Annotated in this window: 15 protein-coding genes; 9 read left to right on the top strand and 6 right to left on the bottom strand. The window is 31.4% G+C overall.

Annotation, left to right across the window (positions count from 1 at the left end; all coding sequences use genetic code 11):
* Positions 1-5: 5 nt before the first annotated feature.
* From ACQ654_RS09000 to ACQ654_RS08980, 5 genes are all read left to right on the top strand, one after another.
* Positions 6-215: a hypothetical protein gene (locus ACQ654_RS09000; protein ID WP_430409993.1), complete on the top strand. Its 210-nt coding sequence runs from the start codon at positions 6-8 to the stop codon at positions 213-215.
* A 48-nt stretch (positions 216-263) separates the two neighbouring features.
* A complete protein-coding gene (locus ACQ654_RS08995; protein ID WP_430409992.1) occupies positions 264-848 on the top strand; it encodes a hypothetical protein in 585 nt (194 codons plus the stop codon).
* Between the two features lie 1,349 nt (positions 849-2,197).
* Positions 2,198-2,980: an ATP-binding cassette domain-containing protein gene (locus ACQ654_RS08990; protein ID WP_430409991.1), complete on the top strand. Its 783-nt coding sequence runs from the start codon at positions 2,198-2,200 to the stop codon at positions 2,978-2,980.
* 68 nt (positions 2,981-3,048) lie between these two features.
* Positions 3,049-3,216, top strand: a complete 168-nt coding sequence (locus ACQ654_RS08985; RefSeq protein ID WP_430409989.1) for a hypothetical protein — start codon at positions 3,049-3,051, stop codon at positions 3,214-3,216.
* Between the two features lie 768 nt (positions 3,217-3,984).
* Positions 3,985-4,479 carry a hypothetical protein gene (locus ACQ654_RS08980; protein WP_430409988.1) on the top strand — a complete coding sequence of 165 codons (495 nt, stop codon included), beginning with the start codon at positions 3,985-3,987 and terminating at the stop codon, positions 4,477-4,479.
* 2,276 nt (positions 4,480-6,755) lie between these two features.
* On the opposite strand, the gene ACQ654_RS08975 is transcribed toward ACQ654_RS08980, so the two are convergent.
* Complete coding sequence (locus tag ACQ654_RS08975; RefSeq protein ID WP_430409987.1) at positions 6,756-7,778, bottom strand: LacI family DNA-binding transcriptional regulator; 1,023 nt, start codon at positions 7,776-7,778, stop codon at positions 6,756-6,758.
* Positions 7,779-7,937: 159 nt separating this feature from the next.
* On the opposite strand from ACQ654_RS08975, the gene ACQ654_RS08970 reads away from it, so the two are divergent.
* From ACQ654_RS08970 to ACQ654_RS08955, 4 genes are all read left to right on the top strand, one after another.
* Positions 7,938-10,553 carry a TonB-dependent receptor gene (locus tag ACQ654_RS08970; protein ID WP_430409986.1) on the top strand — a complete coding sequence of 872 codons (2,616 nt, stop codon included), beginning with the start codon at positions 7,938-7,940 and terminating at the stop codon, positions 10,551-10,553.
* 179 nt (positions 10,554-10,732) lie between these two features.
* Positions 10,733-12,049: an MFS transporter gene (locus ACQ654_RS08965; protein ID WP_430409985.1), complete on the top strand. Its 1,317-nt coding sequence runs from the start codon at positions 10,733-10,735 to the stop codon at positions 12,047-12,049.
* On the top strand, positions 12,046-13,221 hold the full coding sequence (locus ACQ654_RS08960) for a glycoside hydrolase 100 family protein (protein ID WP_430409984.1): 1,176 nt from the start codon (positions 12,046-12,048) through the stop codon (positions 13,219-13,221). Before ACQ654_RS08965 ends, ACQ654_RS08960 begins: the two co-directional genes overlap by 4 nt.
* A complete protein-coding gene (locus ACQ654_RS08955) occupies positions 13,221-14,159 on the top strand; it encodes a carbohydrate kinase family protein (protein WP_430413014.1) in 939 nt (312 codons plus the stop codon). The genes ACQ654_RS08960 and ACQ654_RS08955 overlap by 1 nt, the downstream gene beginning before the upstream one ends.
* A 305-nt stretch (positions 14,160-14,464) precedes the next feature.
* Here ACQ654_RS08955 and ACQ654_RS08950 read toward each other — a convergent pair whose 3' ends face one another.
* The 5 genes from ACQ654_RS08950 to ACQ654_RS08930 form a co-directional block, all read right to left on the bottom strand.
* Complete coding sequence (locus tag ACQ654_RS08950) at positions 14,465-14,806, bottom strand: hypothetical protein (protein ID WP_430409983.1); 342 nt, start codon at positions 14,804-14,806, stop codon at positions 14,465-14,467.
* Between the two features lie 229 nt (positions 14,807-15,035).
* A complete protein-coding gene (locus ACQ654_RS08945; RefSeq protein WP_430409982.1) occupies positions 15,036-15,221 on the bottom strand; it encodes a hypothetical protein in 186 nt (61 codons plus the stop codon).
* Between the two features lie 452 nt (positions 15,222-15,673).
* Positions 15,674-16,015 (bottom strand): hypothetical protein, encoded by a 342-nt coding sequence (locus ACQ654_RS08940; RefSeq protein WP_430409983.1) that lies wholly within the window; start codon positions 16,013-16,015, stop codon positions 15,674-15,676.
* Positions 16,016-16,244: 229 nt separating this feature from the next.
* Positions 16,245-16,430 carry a hypothetical protein gene (locus ACQ654_RS08935; RefSeq protein WP_430409982.1) on the bottom strand — a complete coding sequence of 62 codons (186 nt, stop codon included), beginning with the start codon at positions 16,428-16,430 and terminating at the stop codon, positions 16,245-16,247.
* Between the two features lie 267 nt (positions 16,431-16,697).
* Positions 16,698-17,630 (bottom strand): hypothetical protein, encoded by a 933-nt coding sequence (locus ACQ654_RS08930; RefSeq protein WP_430409981.1) that lies wholly within the window; start codon positions 17,628-17,630, stop codon positions 16,698-16,700.
* Positions 17,631-17,648: the final 18 nt, after the last annotated feature.

Below are 17,648 nucleotides of genomic sequence, written 5' to 3'. Positions count from 1 at the left end.
TTACCATGAAAAAACTAAATTCAAAAAAACTAAATTTAAAAGAAGCACACAACGTACTTGGAGGCGGATGTACAACCACATGGACATCATCAAGTGGGACAGGAAAAGACACTTATTTTGATGATAATGATAACGGAAAACTTGACAATGGAGATACCATATATTTCGACGACGGAAGAGTTGGAACAATGGGACAACCGATGCTTGTTGCGTAAAAACTTTAAAAGGGGATTTTTTATTAAATTCCCTTTAAAATTAAAACTATGAAAAAAATTATACTATTACTATTAGTCTTAGCTTCTTGTAAAACAGCAAAAAAACTCAATAATTCTGAATTATGTGATGTTCTATCTAACTTGCATTTACAAGATCAGTTTTATAGAGGTATGCAAGAATTGGAAGATCCATTTTTTATGGTGCTTGATTCATTAATGGATATAAATAATTTAAGCCGTTCTGAATATGCAAAACTTCCCCAAAATGAACAATTAGCATTTGGGAAAATTGCAAGAAAAATTGCTGATACAAAACCTAAAATATCTAAAGCTGAAGAAGATTCTTTGATGGTTCTACAAAAAGAACTTGATTACAAAACAACTGAAAAACTATTAGAAATTGTAAAAAAGTATGGCTTTCCAGACACGGAAAAACTAGAATGTGAAAATTATGCTGCTCCTTTTTTAATTTTTGGTCATGCTCCTAAAAAATATTGGAAAGAAATTGATAAGGTTATAGAAAAAGAAAAACTAGCAAATCGCATAGGCGAGGGAGATTATAAATATATTAAGTGGCACATTGGTGGAAGAAAAGATAATGAAATAGACCAAATACAGATACAAGTAAATTAATTTATGTTCTGCTATTTCATGAAAGAGACAATTTACAACTATCTTTTTTCTCCATTTAAAAGAAATAATAAATAAGTTCACTTTTTTCATGACTACCTTAAAAAAGCTGTTTCATACAGGGCACAGCCTGTTATACGCATGCCTTTTTTTAAACCTTTTTATTGTTGCTATAACAATTAATAATCAAATTTCACTTAATAATGCACTTGCAAATCACAGATGTATTATTATAGGTATAGACAAAGTATTTGTAATTTTTAAACAAAGAAAATGACATATTTTTTACTAATAGTATTAGTTAGCTTATCAATATTGTTGAATGTAATAATCTTAATTTTCGCATATATGATATTCAAAAAACATGATGCAATTAACAAGATTCACAATCTTGTTTGTTATAACAGTTCAACGGTTGAGAAAAACAATAAAATATTGTCAAATTATGAACAATTAATCAATGAGGAAATTAAAAGAAGTAAAGGGTAACTTTTCTTTTTTCTTCCATGATTATAGTTTTGTTAGTTATTGCTCCAATCTGAATACATGTGTAAATGATTACAAACTTGATTAGTTAGACCAAATAGATTTAGTTACATAATTGGCAAAACAATATACTCACAATTCATGGTAGTATAAACGAGTTAAAAAGCGCTTGATGTGGGTATCAACGAAAGCAAAGCCACTTTGCTTTATTTATTATATAAAAGAAATAACACGTCAAGAATGAAATCATATCTTATAATAAGTTTTTTCTAAAAAGCACTTTAGCCGAATACTTTAGTGCTAAATTCAAGACGTGTTACCAATGGCAGTACTTCATTGATACTGCTTGTTTAGGGCAAGGCGATAGACTCCGAAAGGTTTAATTTTTCGTCGCCTTGCTGACTAAACAAATATAGAAATTATTATGATGGCAATAATGATTACGCCTTGCTGATAACGTAATATAATTTTTTCATTGTATAAGTTCAGTGATGTGGTAAGTTTCTAATATAAAATAAAAATTAATGAAGAATTTATAACTATTTCAACTTTTAGAAAATAACATTTCCCCGTAAAAAGAAACACTAAACAGGTTCGCTTTTTTTCATGAGTACCCTTGGAAAGCCATGCTTTGAGTAGCATAGTCAGCTATACGCATGGCTTTTTTTAACCTACAAAAAACACTATGAAAACAACTATTAAAGAATTCAGTTTAGGCTTGTCTGTACAAGAAATAATACTAATTGTAGTCAGTATACTTGTGGTTTTCATCATTGCTAAACTGTGCTATGACAGGTATGAAAGCAGATATTATAATAAAACTGACTCGCAAATTGAACATAAATTAAAACATCAACAATAGCATTATGCTACAATTTGAATCGCTACATATAAACAGTTTGTCATTCCAATTTTCGGGACAAAAACAATTGCTAAAAGACATTAACATTCATGTCTCAAAGAGCCAATGTATTGCTATTGTGTGTGAAAACGAAAGCGAAAAAAATATACTACTTGAAATCATTAAAAAAAAGCAAATGTATGACAATGGAAACATAACTATTAACAACCAAATTTCACTCAATGATATATCTGCAAATAATTGGCATACCACCGTAAACGTTGTTCAAGGCAATGTGAAAATTTTTCCAACGCATGTACTTGAAAATATTGTGATGGATAAACAAACAACTTTTTCTAAAAAATATACTTTCGAGAGTATTAAAGACTTTATACAGGAATATGGTTTTGAAGATTTTATACAAAGCTTGCCACAAGGCTACGCAACTGTTTTAGGCGAGAATGGTGTGAACTTATCGGGCGGACAGAAACAAATCTTAGCACTGATTCGTGCGCTCTATAAAAAGCCACAACTGTTGATTTTGGACGAGTTTACTTCTGCGATGGATAGAAATACAGAACACTTTGTGTTGCAATTGCTAAAACGGCTAAAATCAAAAGTTAGTATCATTTTTATATCACATCGATTACATTGTTTAAAACAACTAGCAGATCACATTTACGTGATTGAAAACGGGCAAACCGTTGTACACGGAAGCCACAAAGAACTTTTAGAAACCGCTAACTTTTACAGCGATTTTTGGACGGATATTTTACAAGAAAAAGACGGTGTAAAACTCATTTTATAAACATTTAAAACCCAAACCAAGTACTATTTTATTGTTATTAATAGCCGTTAATATTCATAAAAATAGATATGGAAGATATAAGTATAGATTTCCTTATAGGCGTAATTATAATAGAAATAGTAATCATTGTCTTTATAGCTTTACACTTTACAGGAAAGCTAAAGTTTAAGAAGAAATCAAAAAAGAAAAATAACGTTGATGATGAAATTGAGAATGAACTGAAAAAGAACAAATAGCATTTTAGGAAAATGTAGAAAAGTTACATGCTGTACATTTTTTCTTGGCGGAAATTTTGGAGAGTGATACGTTGTTTTATTTAGGCAACACGTATCGTTAGGTATGTTAAATGTTGGTTTTGGGGTTGACCTTGCAAAGCGACGGTTCGCTGTCGCTTTGCTTTTTTACAACTATCTTGAAATATTAAAAATTATAAAGAACCCTACGTCTAAAGTACGCTTTAGGCAAGCAAAGTGGCAAAAGTAAGATTTCAGCCCTAGCCACTTTGCTACCCTTTATAGATAATGAATATAGCATAACACATCACATTACTTTTTTTAAGTTTTAGGGTTCTGGTGTGTTATGATTGGGTTGGAATAACAACCCATGTCTAATTTTAACTATTAGTTAGACAGGCAAGGCACTAGGTTCAATCATGGAGTTTTAACCTAGTCGCCTTGTTATCATACTTTATGATAACCAATATAGTATAAAAAAAGAGATTCCCGTTTTCACGGGCAATGAATAGTTACCCATTTTCATGGGCAATAAAATAGTTACCCGTTTGCACGGGCAATGAATATGGACGCTAAAAAATTACAATTTCTAAAAGGCTTTATTACAGGATTTTTAACTGCGATAGTATTTATCGTGGTTTTTGTGATGGTGGTTTTGGGTGTGGTGTATGACTAATTTGTCAATACAATTACATCTTGCATCTTGAAAAAAAAGAATCTCCAACTTTGAATATGCACACAAAAAAATAAAACACTTATAACTCAAAGATTATGAAAAAACTACTTACGTTATTTACAGTAACTCTATTGTCAATTTGTGCTTGTACCAATGATAAGAAAAAAGAAAATCTTGCAGATATTCGGACGATAGAAATTGCTAAACTGAATGACGGGAAAATAGTCTTTACAGACAAGAAAGAATTAATTATAAATATCGAAAACAGCTTGAAAAAGATCAAGAAACTTTCTGTTGAATTAACAGATTTGAATATTGAATACAGTAAAGCAATAGATAATGAAAAAGTTGATATTATTCAGCTTATAGGAAAAAATAATGATGGTTCTATAAAGGTTTCATATCCATTAGAAAAAGTAAATGAAACATTTAGAATTATCTCTATTGGTTCAATAGTTGTTTGTAAAGGTTGTGCTGTGGGTTGCAATCCAAAACGAAAAGAAAATGGCGATGGTTATTGTACGGAGTGTAATTATTCTGATGCGATTAACTGCGAAAAAGCAGAACACCCACAATTATTTACGGAGTAAGAATACCTGTCTATATTTTAATTTATAATGGCTGATTAGCCAAATTTATTTGTTTTTGAAATTGAAATAAAAAAAAATTTGGAATTTATTTTTAATTTAAAATATTTTATAAAAATGTAAAATTATGAAAATCAATGATTTGTGATATTTTAGAAATTTCAAATTTGTTTTCTAAATTTGTTTTTCAATTTCAAATATAAAAAATATTCAAATTTCATTTCAATTTTTTTATTTGGAAATATTTGTTTTTCATCAAATTTTTTTCTCATTTGGTTAAGATTTGCCAACTAAATACCTTTTCAATTTTTTCTCTCCCACCTAAATATATTCTCTTTTTTAAGGGTCATATTTCCTTTTTAAAAATTCAAGAACCGTTCCTGTTTTGCTCAAACCTTAAAGTATTACTTTAAGGTTTTTGCTAGCCATAGACTTTTCTATTTGTTCAGTTTTGTACCGAAGTACAAAACCGAACAAATGATACTTCACTATTGTTTTTCATATTTGTTTCAGATATGAGGTTTAGAGACTTTGAAGAATCTGAAAACAAGTAGTAATCAAATTAAAAAAAGAAGTATTATCATTTAAAATTTACGGTATGATATAAAATGAAAAAAGACCCATTACGGATCAGTTACATATGGAGTCTATTCGAGAAAATGTAAAGCCAATCCTAGAGACCTAAAAAGCTTTAAAAGACCCTATCACAAAAGTTGTCATTTGGGTGTTGTGATTTACGGATTGCTTTTCGTTTCCAAGTATTTTATTAATGGATATGCTGAACTTGTAAAAGCAATTGGTAATGCAAAAAAATAATAATCAATATAAGTTGACAACTTTTATTGATTTGGGTTGATAAGGGTTGATTTTTTATTCTTTTTTATTGGGAACAGTCGACTATAATGTATTTGATGTCAATTGAAAAGGGTTGATTTCAGTTGATTACTATTATGTTTAATCAAATCGTTTGTGTTATTTAGAAATTTTAGTTGGTAGCCAATCAATTTTCATTGATTTAGATTGGTAAGGGTTGATTCTGGTTGGAAAGAATTGGTTTCAATTGGAAAGCATTCATTTTCGTTGATTTTTTGTTGATCTCCCATGATTTCTGTTGATTTTTTGTTGCAAAAGTGTTGATTTCTTGTTGATGTCAATTGAAAATGGTTGATTCTAGTTGATGTTCATTGATAGACATTACTAATAATTAGGCTTCTTATTGTACTGTTGTGGTATCGTCTTAAAATTTGCCTATACATTAATAATTATATGATAAGTTATTTTAGCAATGAATGTTTAACCTGTATAGTAGTTTTAGTATTAGACATAGGCTTTTATTAGGTTTTTTTTGACTGTTCGTGACTGTTCGTAGGTGTTCGTTAAAGTTCGTTAGGTTTCGTTTGACTGTTATTAGGTTGTTCGTGACTGTTCGTAAGTGCTTGTTAAGTGTCGTTGAGTAGTTTTTGACTGTTCGTTGAGGATTATTAAACTAATATATAAAGTATCGTGATAAATTTACGCATAGGTAAAACGGAATTATTTATTCCTGTAAAAGCTTATCAATAATATTGATATGCGGTTCTAGTAGCTAGAAGTACATGCTACTTTTTTAATATTCGTATAAGTCAAAGCTATTGGCTGATACTCTTTTGAGATATGTAGAGGGAAATAAGATTTGATTGAATTCAAATATTTGCCCAGAATATTATTGAATAAAAAAAGAGGTTGTCTATTTTAGACAACCTCTTTTAACCCGTTTGATGGTACTAAATTTTTATTCCTATGAAATACTCTGAATTTAAGTTTATTCTGATTACTTACACAGTTTATGAGATACTGTCGGTAATAGGAATTTCTCTAATAACTAAACCTATTTATTATGAAATTTAGTTATTGATTAAAGTTAAAATAGTTTCATGTAAAATCAAATTAAAAGGTAAGATTTTTAATATGTTTTATTGAATTTACTTGATAAGAAGTAATACACACACACAAACAGATTGTTATTATATATATTGAAAAAATTTCCTGTAATTACTTCAAACAAGAAGAATAACAGGAAATTTAAATGAATATATTATATTCAATAAGCAAATAAAAATTCAGAATTTTTTTCTAAACAATTTTCAATTTTAAGAAACCATTAATAAATAATCATTTTCTTTTACAAACTCGCTAATTGCCCTTAAATCCTCCACCAAAAAGTTCGAACTTTGATTGTTCGGGTCACTAAGTAAAAACTTTACTGTTAGAGTAAGGCTTTTATCTTTAAATTTTAATATTTAAGATCGTGTAGAATTCCTTTGAACTAAACTTGTTTCTAGTTCTATAACTTTTGGAGTAATTATTTTCTTTTTCTTTTTAGCCTTCAGTTCTTTAAACAATTGCTTAAATGCCATTTTTCCCATTTCAAAACCTGGTTGATGTATAGTTGTCAAAGAAGGTGTTATGGCAGAAGACATAAACCAATTGCTAAAACCAACAATAGAAATATCTTCAGGAATTTTTATACCTTGTCTGTTAAATTCAGTAATAGCTCCAATAGCAACCAAATCAGTATTCACAAATATACCATCTACATTAGCATGCTCAGCTAAAATTTTTCTGGCGAACATTTCTCCGACTTCAAAAGTCATGTCGTCAAAAATATATACCAAAGATGGATCATAGGTCAGTCTGTTATCTTCCAAAGCTTTTTTATAGCCTAGAAAACGATCAATAGAATTTTGAGGTAATAATGGACCTCTAAAATGGGCAATGCGCTTGCATCCAGTATCAATTAAATGCTGAGTTGCTGTATACGCGGCTTTTCGATCATCAATAATAACTTTTGAACACTTAACAATCTTTGCGATCTTATCAAACATCACTATCGGTTTTCCTTGATCTATAACATCTGTTATATGTTTAAAATCGGCAGTTCCATTCGCTAATGATATCAAAATACCATCTACTCGTTTGCTAATCAATAAATCGAGTTGTTTCTTTTCAAGCGCGTACGATTCGTTAGATTGTAAAATAATCACCAAATAACCTTTCTTTTCCGCCTGACTTATAATTCCTTTAATTACACTTGAAAAAAAGTGATGTACAATTTCAGGAATAATCAAGCCGATTGTTTTAGATTCTTCGGTTCGTAAGTTGACTGCAAAAGCATTGGGTTTATAATTTAGTGTTTCTGCAAGTTCTTTTACCAAAGCACGCGTTTTTTTACTCACATCAGGATAACCTTTTAATGCTTTTGAAACTGTAGTGACAGAAATCCCTAATTTCTCTGCAATATCTTTTAAAGTAACTGGTTTCATGGAAACTAAAATAATTTTTTTATTTATAGAATGACCAAAATACAAAATCGAAAACGTTTTCGGTAAAATCGAAAACGTTTTCGGTGAGAAAAATGTAAAATAGTAGCGCTATAAATATAATTTAGCTGAAAATTAATCCAAAAAACTATTAATAATACAATGAAAAACTATACGAACTTAAAAGGTCTTTGTTCCTTATTGTTACTTTTGGTTACGACAATATCACTTGCGCAAACCAAAATTTCAGGGACAGTTAATGATAAAGCTGGAATGCCAATTCCAGGTGTAAATATCATTCTTGACGGAACTACAAAAGGAGCTGTTACTGATTTTGATGGAAAATTTGCTATTACAGGTGTAGAAGATGGAACATATACATTAAAAGCTTCTTCAGTTGGATATACCACATACAATCAATCAGTAAATGCAAACGGAAGTGCTATTGTACTTAAAATTACATTGGCAGATGATGCAGAATCTTTAGATCAAGTAATTATTACTGGTGTAGTAAATCCGAGATCAAAAATAGAATCAAGTGTTTCGGTAACGAGCATGCAGCCAGCAACGATCAAACAATCAGCACCAAGAAGTACCGCTGAAATCTTTAGAACAATTCCTGGTATTCGTTCAGAATCATCTGGTGGAGAAGGAAATGCTAATATTGCAGTTCGTGGTGTGCCAATTTCTTCTGGTGGATCAAAATATGTACAATTACAAGAAGACGGGTTACCTGTATTATTATATGGTGATATTTCTTTTGGAACCGCAGATATTTTTACTCGATTTGATTACAATGTAAAAAGAATAGAAGCTATTCGTGGAGGTTCAGCATCAACACTAACGTCAAATGGACCTGGTGGAATTATTAATATCATAAGCAAAACAGGTAAAAATGAAGGTGGCGCTATAGGAACTACATTTGGTTTAGATTACAATTCTTTTAGAACAGATTTTAATTACGGTTCAAAAATAGGAGACGGTTTATACTTTCATGCTGGTGGATTTTACAGAGCTGGAGAAGGTGTAAGAGAAACTGGATTTACAGCCAACAATGGTGGACAATTGAAACTTAGCTTAACAAAAGAATTTGAAAATGGTTCTGTACGTGTGTATGCTAAATATCTAAATGATAGAGCTGCTGCATACTTACCAATGCCAATACAAGTAACAGGAACCAATAGCAATCCTGATTGGGGAAATGCGCCAAACTTTGATGCAACAAGAGGTTCACTACACAGCGCAAACCTTACACAAACTGTTAGAATCGGTGCTGACGGACAAGTACAAAGAGGAGATGTTACTGACGGAATGAATCCGCTTTCTACTTCTGTAGGGATGCAAGCAAATTTCGACTTAGGGAATGATTGGAAAGTAAGGAACAACGCACGTTACTCTGCTAATAATGGAGCTTTTGTATCGCCATTTCCATCGCAAATAGCTGATGCAAATACAATTGCAGATTCTTTTGGAGCAGGCTCAACACTAGCTTTTACAGATGGTACGCCTGTAGGCGGAAGCAGTTTGGTAGCAAGAATTCACATGTTTGATGTAGAATTGAACAACTTCAATAACTTTATGAACGATTTCAAATTATCAAAATCATTTGACAACTTAGATGTTACCGTAGGATACTTTAAATCTTTCCAAAGTATTTCTATGTCATGGTTATGGAATTCGTACTTACAAGAAGTAAATGACGATAATGCACGATTGATTAATGTATTTGATGCAGGAAACAACGCATTAAGTGAAAATGGTTTATATGCCTACGGAACTCCTTTTTGGGGAAATTTACACAGAAACTATGATACAGACTACAATGTATCTGCACCTTATGTAAACTTTACGCTAGAAGCTTCTGAAAACTTTACAATTGATGCAAGTTTACGTTACGACAAAGGACGTGTTTCAGGTTCGTTCACAGGTGGAACACAAAGAGAATTTGATGTCAACAATGACGGCGTTATTTCTGTACCAGAGCAAAATGTATTTGCCATTGACAATGCAAATCCTACGGCAGTAGATTATGATTATGATTATGTATCATACTCAGTAGGATTAAACTATAAATTACAAGACAATCAAGCTGTTTTTGGACGCTACAGTAGAGGTGCTTCAGCAAAAGCAGACCGTATTTTATTCTCAGGATTAGATTATTTAGATGGAGATCGAATCAACGCATTAGACTTCATCAATCAAGCAGAAATAGGATATAAAAGAGGTTTTGAAAATGGAGCAATTTACGCAACAGCATTCTACGCAAAAACAGAAGAAGAAGGCGGATTTGAAGCATCAACAAACAGTATTGTAGAAAATGATTACAAGTCGTTAGGTGTTGAAGTAGAAGGTTTCTACAGATTTAATGACTTTAGCTTACGCGGAGCAGTTACGTGGACAGATGCAGAAGTAGATTCTGGTGACAATGCAGGAAACACACCAAGAAGACAACCAGATTTTATCTATAACGTAATTCCGTCATATAACTTTGGAAGTGAAAAGCAAAACTCAGTAGGATTAAGTTTCATAGGACAATCGAAAGCATTCGCACAAGACAACAATGAATTAGTAATGCCAGGATTCTTAATCGTAAACAGTTTTATAAACGTTGGAATCACAAAATCACTTAACGTAAACATAGCAGCAAACAACATATTTGATTCTTTAGGAATTACAGAATCAGAGGAAGGAAGTATTGTAGAAGGACAAACAAATATTGTAAGAGCTAGACCTTTACCTGGAAGATCAATCTCTCTTACATTACAATACATGTTTTAATTATTTGAATACCATAAGTTTTTTAATTAGTTTAAAAGAGTTGATGTCAACTGATATTGACTCTTTTTCTCATAAAAACATCACATGAAAAACCTAATTATTGCTATATTTCCTTTGCGTATATTGGAGTAGCTAACGTTGCATATTTTAACTAATTTCTAGAAAAATAATAGCATACTATGAAGTTTAAGAAACCTAAACTAAGTTTTTGGCAAATTTGGAATATGAATATTGGATTCTTTGGAATTCAATATAGCTTCGGATTGCAACAAAGTGCGGTAACACCAATCTATGATTTTCTAGGAGCAGATCCGTCGCAAATTCCTTTACTACATTTAGCTGGTCCCATGACAGGTTTATTGATTCAACCATTAATTGGAGCAATGAGCGATAAAACATGGCATCCAAAATTTGGACGTAGAAAACCGTATTTTTTTGTTGGAGCGCTTATCTGTAGTATTTGTTTACTAGCATTTCCGTTTAGCAGTTCTCTATGGATGGCAGCAGGATTACTCTGGATTTTAGATGCAGGAAATAACACAGCAATGGAACCGTATCGTGCATTTATCGCTGATAAATTAGACGCAGAACAACAGCCTTTAGGATTTCAAATGCAAAGCTTTTTTACAGGTATAGGACAAGTATTGGCAAATGTTTCCTTATTTATATTTCCAATGATTTTTATAGGAACCACTGGCTCGTTGCCAACTTGGGTATATGCTTCCTTCTTTCTAGGAGCAGTTTGTTCAATTGGCTCCATTTTATGGACAATGAAAACGACAAATGAAATTCCTCCAACAGAAGAAGAGCTCGCAGTCTTACGAAGCGAAAAAAGAAGTGTTTTCCATCCATTAATAGAAATTTATGAAGCCATTGGTGATATGCCTAAAGTAATGTGGCAATTGGCATTGGTATACTTATTTCAGTGGTATGCGCTGTTTTGTTACTGGCAAAACTCTTCAAAAAGTATTGCACTTTCTGTATGGAATGCCACACCAAAAAGTAATCCAGAAGCGTATGAACAAGCTACAAGCTGGACAGGTTTAGTAAATGGTTGGTACAACGCCGTTACTTTCTTAGTTGCTTTTGCCTTGGTAGGATATGCAAAAAAATACAGTCCAAAACGAGTACATGCTTTTTGTTTATTACTAGCTGCGATTGGATTCTTAGTATTTCCTCACATAGAAAATAAAAATCTATTATTCTTTGCCATTACAGGTTTTGGAATCGGTTGGGCAAGTATTATGGGAATTCCATACTTAATGGTTGTACATGACATTCCAAAAGAACGTTATGGTGTGTATATGGGAATTATTAACATGATGATTGTCATTCCAATGTTGCTTCAAACCATATCATTTGGCTATATATTAGAACACTTTTTAGACAACGATCCGCGTAATGCAATCACATTTGCAGGTGTATTACTCTTAATCAGTGTAATCTGTACGTTATTAATAAACTCCAAAGCAAAAGAAAAAATAGCTGCTGCATGACAAATCAATCTTACATACAAGCCAAACAGCTACTTTTGAAGGCAAGTTCTGAAAAAGGGTTTTTAGCAAGCGCAGAAAATATCACAAACTATAAACGTGTTTGGGCTCGTGATGGCGTTATTTGCGGACTTTCTGCATTGTTAGATGGTGATGAAACTTTGGTAAATACTTTTAAAAATACATTACAAACACTTGCGAATCATCAACATGAATTAGGACAAATTCCGTCTAATGTATATTTTAAGTCAACCGATGAAGTGGAACTGAGTTTTGGTGGCTTGGCAGGTAGAGTAGATACCATTTCTTGGTTCATTATTGGCGTATGCAACTATTGTTGGATGATGAAGGATGATGAATTTTTGACCGAATTGCTTCCAAACATAGAAAAAGGACTAAAACTGCTGGAAGCATGGGAATTTAATAACAATGATTTATTATATGTTCCACGATCAGGAAATTGGGCAGACGAATACATTACGGAAGGACATACGTTTTACGATCAAGTATTGCGATTGTGGGCATTGCGATGTGTTCACAGATTAAAACCATCTGATAATTTTCAAACAAAAATTGATCGCATCACAGAAAAATTAAATGAAAACTACAGAAAGACAACATGTCAAAATCCGTTTCATCCAAAAGCATACAAACAATTAGAAGATACTCCATATTGGATGGCTTCTGTAAATCCTTCGGGTTACCAAACCATGTTTGATGCATTTGCAAATTCCATTGCACAGTTATTACAGTTTGGTGACTCATCGTTTCAAAAAAGGCTTTCAAGTTATTCAGAGGAATTAAGAGAAAGTTTACCATTAAACTTATTACCAGCATTTTGGAAACCGATTCAAAAAGAAGATGACGATTGGAAATTACTTGTCAACAATTGTAAATATGAATTTAGAAACTTTCCGTATGAATTTCATAATGGCGGTACATGGCAAATGGTAAATGGTTTTTATGGAATGAGTTTGGTGAGTCAGAATTACATTGAAAACTCTCAGCATGTGTTAAAAGCGATAAAGGAATTAAACGCGAAAGAAAACTACGGGTTTTATGAAAACTTCAACACTAAAACACAACAGGCAGTAGGAGTTCCGCAATGTACATGGAGCGCCGCAGGAGAAATATTATTAGAACAATATATTAACGGAAAAAGGTTATTAGTTTGATTACAAATAAGAATATAGATATACTTTGCGTAGGTGAAGCTTTGATTGATTTTATTGGACATCAAGATAGTGTGCTGATTGATGAGGTACGTGATTATCATAGACATTTAGGAGGTTCTCCTACAAATGTTGCTATGAATACAGCACGCTTAGGATTGCAAACTAAATTAGTAGCTAGCATAGGAAATGATGGTTTGGGGAGTTATATTTTAAAACGACTTAGTGAAATAAACATAAATAATGAATATATAAAACAAACACTTGAAAGTCCAACTTCAGTTATTTTTGTGTCTCGATCCAAAGAGACACCTGACTTTATTCCATATAGAAGCGCAGATTTTTTAATCACAGAAGATCAAATCCCTTCAGACTTACTTCAAAAAACAAAAATTTTTCACACAACTTGTTTTGCGCTAAGTAAAAATCCAGCACAAGAAACGATTATAAATAAAGCTAAAGAAGCATACAAATTAGGATGTAGGCTAAGTATTGATATTAATTATTCTGAAAAAATATGGAGTAACAAAGCAAATGCATTAGAAATCATTAAAAAATATTGTAGTTACAATCCGTTAGTGAAAATTAGTGAAGATGATGTTGCACGCTTGTTTGGGAAACATACACTACATGATGAGATATTTACTTTTTTCCATGAATTAGGCGTGGATATCGTATGCTTGACTTTAGGTAAAAATGGTGTCAAATTATCACAAAAAAATAAAGAATTAATCCTAATGCCAGCCATAAAAATTAATAAAGTTATGGATGCAACTGGTGCAGGAGATGCTTTTTGGTCAGGATTTTTATTTGCGTATTTAAAAGAGCATTCAATTAAAGACTGTTTGCATATTGCATTAAATTTAGCAGCACTTAAACTACAAAATGTAGGTAGATTACCTAACAACATCAATATACTATCTGAGCTATTGAAACAATAAAGTTAAACAGCTTTCATAAATTTATGAATAACCTTCAAATCCTTCATCAAAAAGTTCGAACTTTGAATGTTCGCGGTCACAAAAGTTGTAAAAACCTGTAATTTAAATAATTACAGGTTTTTTGTTTTATACCCGAGCGGGCAGTTTTATGTAAGCTTTTGGTTTCTAAATATTTAAAAGTTAGATTTTTATGGGTAAAATTCTCATGTATGAACATTAGTGGGTTTTTATTCACTAACCTTTCAGTTTTGCAATGACCTTTATTTCGTACCTATACTTTCGTGTTATCACCTAAACCACTATTGTTAGTTGCTGTCTAGTTTAAATGTTTTATGCCATGACCAAACAATGGTATCATTCTCATTTATTTCGTAATAAAATCTTATTGCAGGATATTCACTACCTATTAGAATTTCATGATTAATTGCTGTCCATGAATTTGGTTCAATAGGTCTTCCTTCTTGAAGTCCTGACACTGGATATCTTTTAATATTATCCTTGAGTATCGAATTAGAATCCACTCTGAATCCGTCAATACTGAAAAAGAAGTCATAATTATTGAATAAGGTGTTTCCTTTGTTGAATAAGTCTAATCTATATATTAACAATGTTTGTCCTGAATCTAATTTAATAGTGTTAAAATCCACCTGAATATCAAATTTGGGAATGTCTTTTCTTTCCTTAAAATATCTATTTCCAAACCAAATTAATCCAAGTATTACAGCCAGAGATTTTAATATAGTATCAACTACCTTATTAAATTCAGAAATATTATAGCCTAATTTAGTAGAAAGGAAAAAATATAAGCTTAAAAAAACGCATACAATTAATATAACAGTCCAGAAGAAAAACCGTGTTGTTATAGTTTCAAGAAGTTTATTTTTCCTCATTTCGTAAAAAGTAGTTACCTCCACAGTAAGGGCAAATTCGTATTTTATCTGAAGTCTTAATTACACCTGTTCCAATGCATGTACCACATGTAATACAATGATGACTGTTTTTATCTGATACTTTTTTGACTTCTTCTTTACGTTTTCTAAAGAGTTTTTTGAAAAAATTCATATCATTTAGTGATTTCAACTAACGTATTTATAACAGAAATTCCTACTATTCTATTATAACTAACCTAGAGTCTTTCAAAAGTAGGATTAGTTTTATTAAAACTAAAGAAATTATAAATGAAATCAAAATTAAGGTGCAATTAATAAATGCGAATTCTTCTCAAAAAACAAACCAATCGCCTTCAAATCCTCAACTAAAAAGTTCGAACTTTGAAGGTTCGCGGTCACAAAAGTTGTAAAAACCTGTAATTTAAATAATTACAGGTTTTTTGTTTTATACCCGAGCGGGCAGTTTTATGTAAGCTTTTGGTTTCTAAATATTTAAAAGTTAGATTTTTATGGGTAAAATTCTCATGTATGAACATTAGTGGGTTTTTATTCACTAACCTTTCAGTTTTGCAATGACCTTTATTTCGTACCTATACTTTCGTGTTATCACCTAAACCACTATTGTTAGTTGCTGTCTAGTTTAAATGTTTTATGCCATGACCAAACAATGGTATCATTCTCATTTATTTCGTAATAAAATCTTATTGCAGGATATTCACTACCTATTAGAATTTCATGATTAATTGCTGTCCATGAATTTGGTTCAATAGGTCTTCCTTCTTGAAGTCCTGACACTGGATATCTTTTAATATTATCCTTGAGTATCGAATTAGAATCCACTCTGAATCCGTCAATACTGAAAAAGAAGTCATAATTATTGAATAAGGTGTTTCCTTTGTTGAATAAGTCTAATCTATATATTAACAATGTTTGTCCTGAATCTAATTTAATAGTGTTAAAATCCACCTGAATATCAAATTTGGGAATGTCTTTTCTTTCCTTAAAATATCTATTTCCAAACCAAATTAATCCAAGTATTACAGCCAGAGATTTTAATATAGTATCAACTACCTTATTAAATTCAGAAATATTATAGCCTAATTTAGTAGAAAGGAAAAAATATAAGCTTAAAAAAACGCATACAATTAATATAACAGTCCAGAAGAAAAACCGTGTTGTTATAGTTTCAAGAAGTTTATTTTTCCTCATTTCGTAAAAAGTAGTTACCTCCACAGTAAGGGCAAATTCGTATTTTATCTGAAGTCTTAATTACACCTGTTCCAATGCATGTACCACATGTAATACAATGATGACTGTTTTTATCTGATACTTTTTTGACTTCTTCTTTACGTTTTCTAAAGAGTTTTTTGAAAAAATTCATATCATTTAGTGATTTCAACTAACGTATTTATAACAGAAATTCCTACTATTCTATTATAACTAACCTAGAGTCTTTCAAAAGTAGGATTAGTTTTATTAAAACTAAAGAAATTATAAATGAAATCAAAATTAAGGTGCAATTAATAAATGCGAATTCTTCTCAAAAAACAAACCAATCGCCTTCAAATCCTCAACTAAAAAGTTCGAACTTTGAAGGTTCGCGGTCACGAATAAACGGAAAGCAAGCTAACATAATCAGCTTGCTTTTTTATTTTTTACGAAACACCATAGCGCCACAAGTAGAATATGAATCTACAAGCGAAAGGAAAGTATCATCTGCATTTAAGGTGTTGTCTTTGCAGAAATCTTTGAGGTTGATAAGGATGTCTCCGGCTAGTGTATGACCAAATCGTCCAATATTATCGTAAAATCCTTTGTCAGCCTTACAACCAGTCATTTTGACAAATAATTTAGTAGTCGCTAGGGAATAATTACTGGCAAATACTTTTTTGAGATTTACAGGTTTTATAGTGTTTTCCTTCAGAATAGCTCGGCTGATGCGATGCATAATTTTAAACTTTTCCATAGAATACTCGTGTTCGTGTGTTTCTGCATCATGTTCCCATAAAGCCGATAAATTTTCATTAATTATACTGCAAATATCAAAGTCACCATTCCCGGGTTTACTTAAAATACAACTGACTGCTCCATCACTAAAAATTGAAGTATCACGATCCATTTTTCGCTTTTCGTCTCCACCAGTTATTATATCAGAACATACCAAAAGAATATTGTTTGCCATTCCAGAAGCAATCATACTTGCTCCCACTTGTAAACCTGTGATGATATTAGCACAATCCGAAAGAGAAACTCCAATTGGTAATGCCTTGTTTAACCCAAGTCGTAACAACAATTTATTGATATCAATTATACTGATACTGTAACCTCGTGTAGCATTTTCAGAAACATATAAAACTACATCAATTGAGTCTTTTTCAACAGCAGTAGCATTTAGTGTTTTGCTGATTGCTGTAAAGCAAAGATCCATATTTGATAGTTCGGATTCTGCAAAATATGCTGCTCCCGCTTTTTTGTAACTATTTAATTGATCTTGGTCATTTTTTAAAAAATCTAAGGTTTCAATAGATTTACTTTTACCTAATTCATATTCAATAGCAGAAAGCGAAGCGATTTTTTTCATGTAATTTTTTTAGCTGTT

This window comes from Kordia sp. (genome assembly GCF_965283645.1).
Lineage (GTDB): Bacteria > Bacteroidota > Bacteroidia > Flavobacteriales > Flavobacteriaceae > Kordia.
This window is presented reverse-complemented; position numbering and strand designations above follow the sequence as displayed.

What these genes read in the sequence shown, in the direction of transcription:
- ACQ654_RS08965 (WP_430409985.1), top strand. Translation starts at nt 10,733, where the DNA reads ATGAAGTTTAAGAAACCTAAACTAAGTTTTTGGCAAATTTGGAATATG.
- ACQ654_RS08935 (WP_430409982.1), bottom strand. Translation starts at nt 16,430, where the DNA reads ATGAATTTTTTCAAAAAACTCTTTAGAAAACGTAAAGAAGAAGTCAAA.
- ACQ654_RS08980 (WP_430409988.1), top strand. Translation starts at nt 3,985, where the DNA reads ATGAAAAAACTACTTACGTTATTTACAGTAACTCTATTGTCAATTTGT.
- ACQ654_RS09000 (WP_430409993.1), top strand. Translation starts at nt 6, where the DNA reads ATGAAAAAACTAAATTCAAAAAAACTAAATTTAAAAGAAGCACACAAC.
- ACQ654_RS08945 (WP_430409982.1), bottom strand. Translation starts at nt 15,221, where the DNA reads ATGAATTTTTTCAAAAAACTCTTTAGAAAACGTAAAGAAGAAGTCAAA.
- ACQ654_RS08990 (WP_430409991.1), top strand. Translation starts at nt 2,198, where the DNA reads ATGCTACAATTTGAATCGCTACATATAAACAGTTTGTCATTCCAATTT.
- ACQ654_RS08975 (WP_430409987.1), bottom strand. Translation starts at nt 7,778, where the DNA reads ATGAAACCAGTTACTTTAAAAGATATTGCAGAGAAATTAGGGATTTCT.
- ACQ654_RS08960 (WP_430409984.1), top strand. Translation starts at nt 12,046, where the DNA reads ATGACAAATCAATCTTACATACAAGCCAAACAGCTACTTTTGAAGGCA.
- ACQ654_RS08985 (WP_430409989.1), top strand. Translation starts at nt 3,049, where the DNA reads ATGGAAGATATAAGTATAGATTTCCTTATAGGCGTAATTATAATAGAA.
- ACQ654_RS08970 (WP_430409986.1), top strand. Translation starts at nt 7,938, where the DNA reads ATGAAAAACTATACGAACTTAAAAGGTCTTTGTTCCTTATTGTTACTT.
- ACQ654_RS08930 (WP_430409981.1), bottom strand. Translation starts at nt 17,630, where the DNA reads ATGAAAAAAATCGCTTCGCTTTCTGCTATTGAATATGAATTAGGTAAA.
- ACQ654_RS08995 (WP_430409992.1), top strand. Translation starts at nt 264, where the DNA reads ATGAAAAAAATTATACTATTACTATTAGTCTTAGCTTCTTGTAAAACA.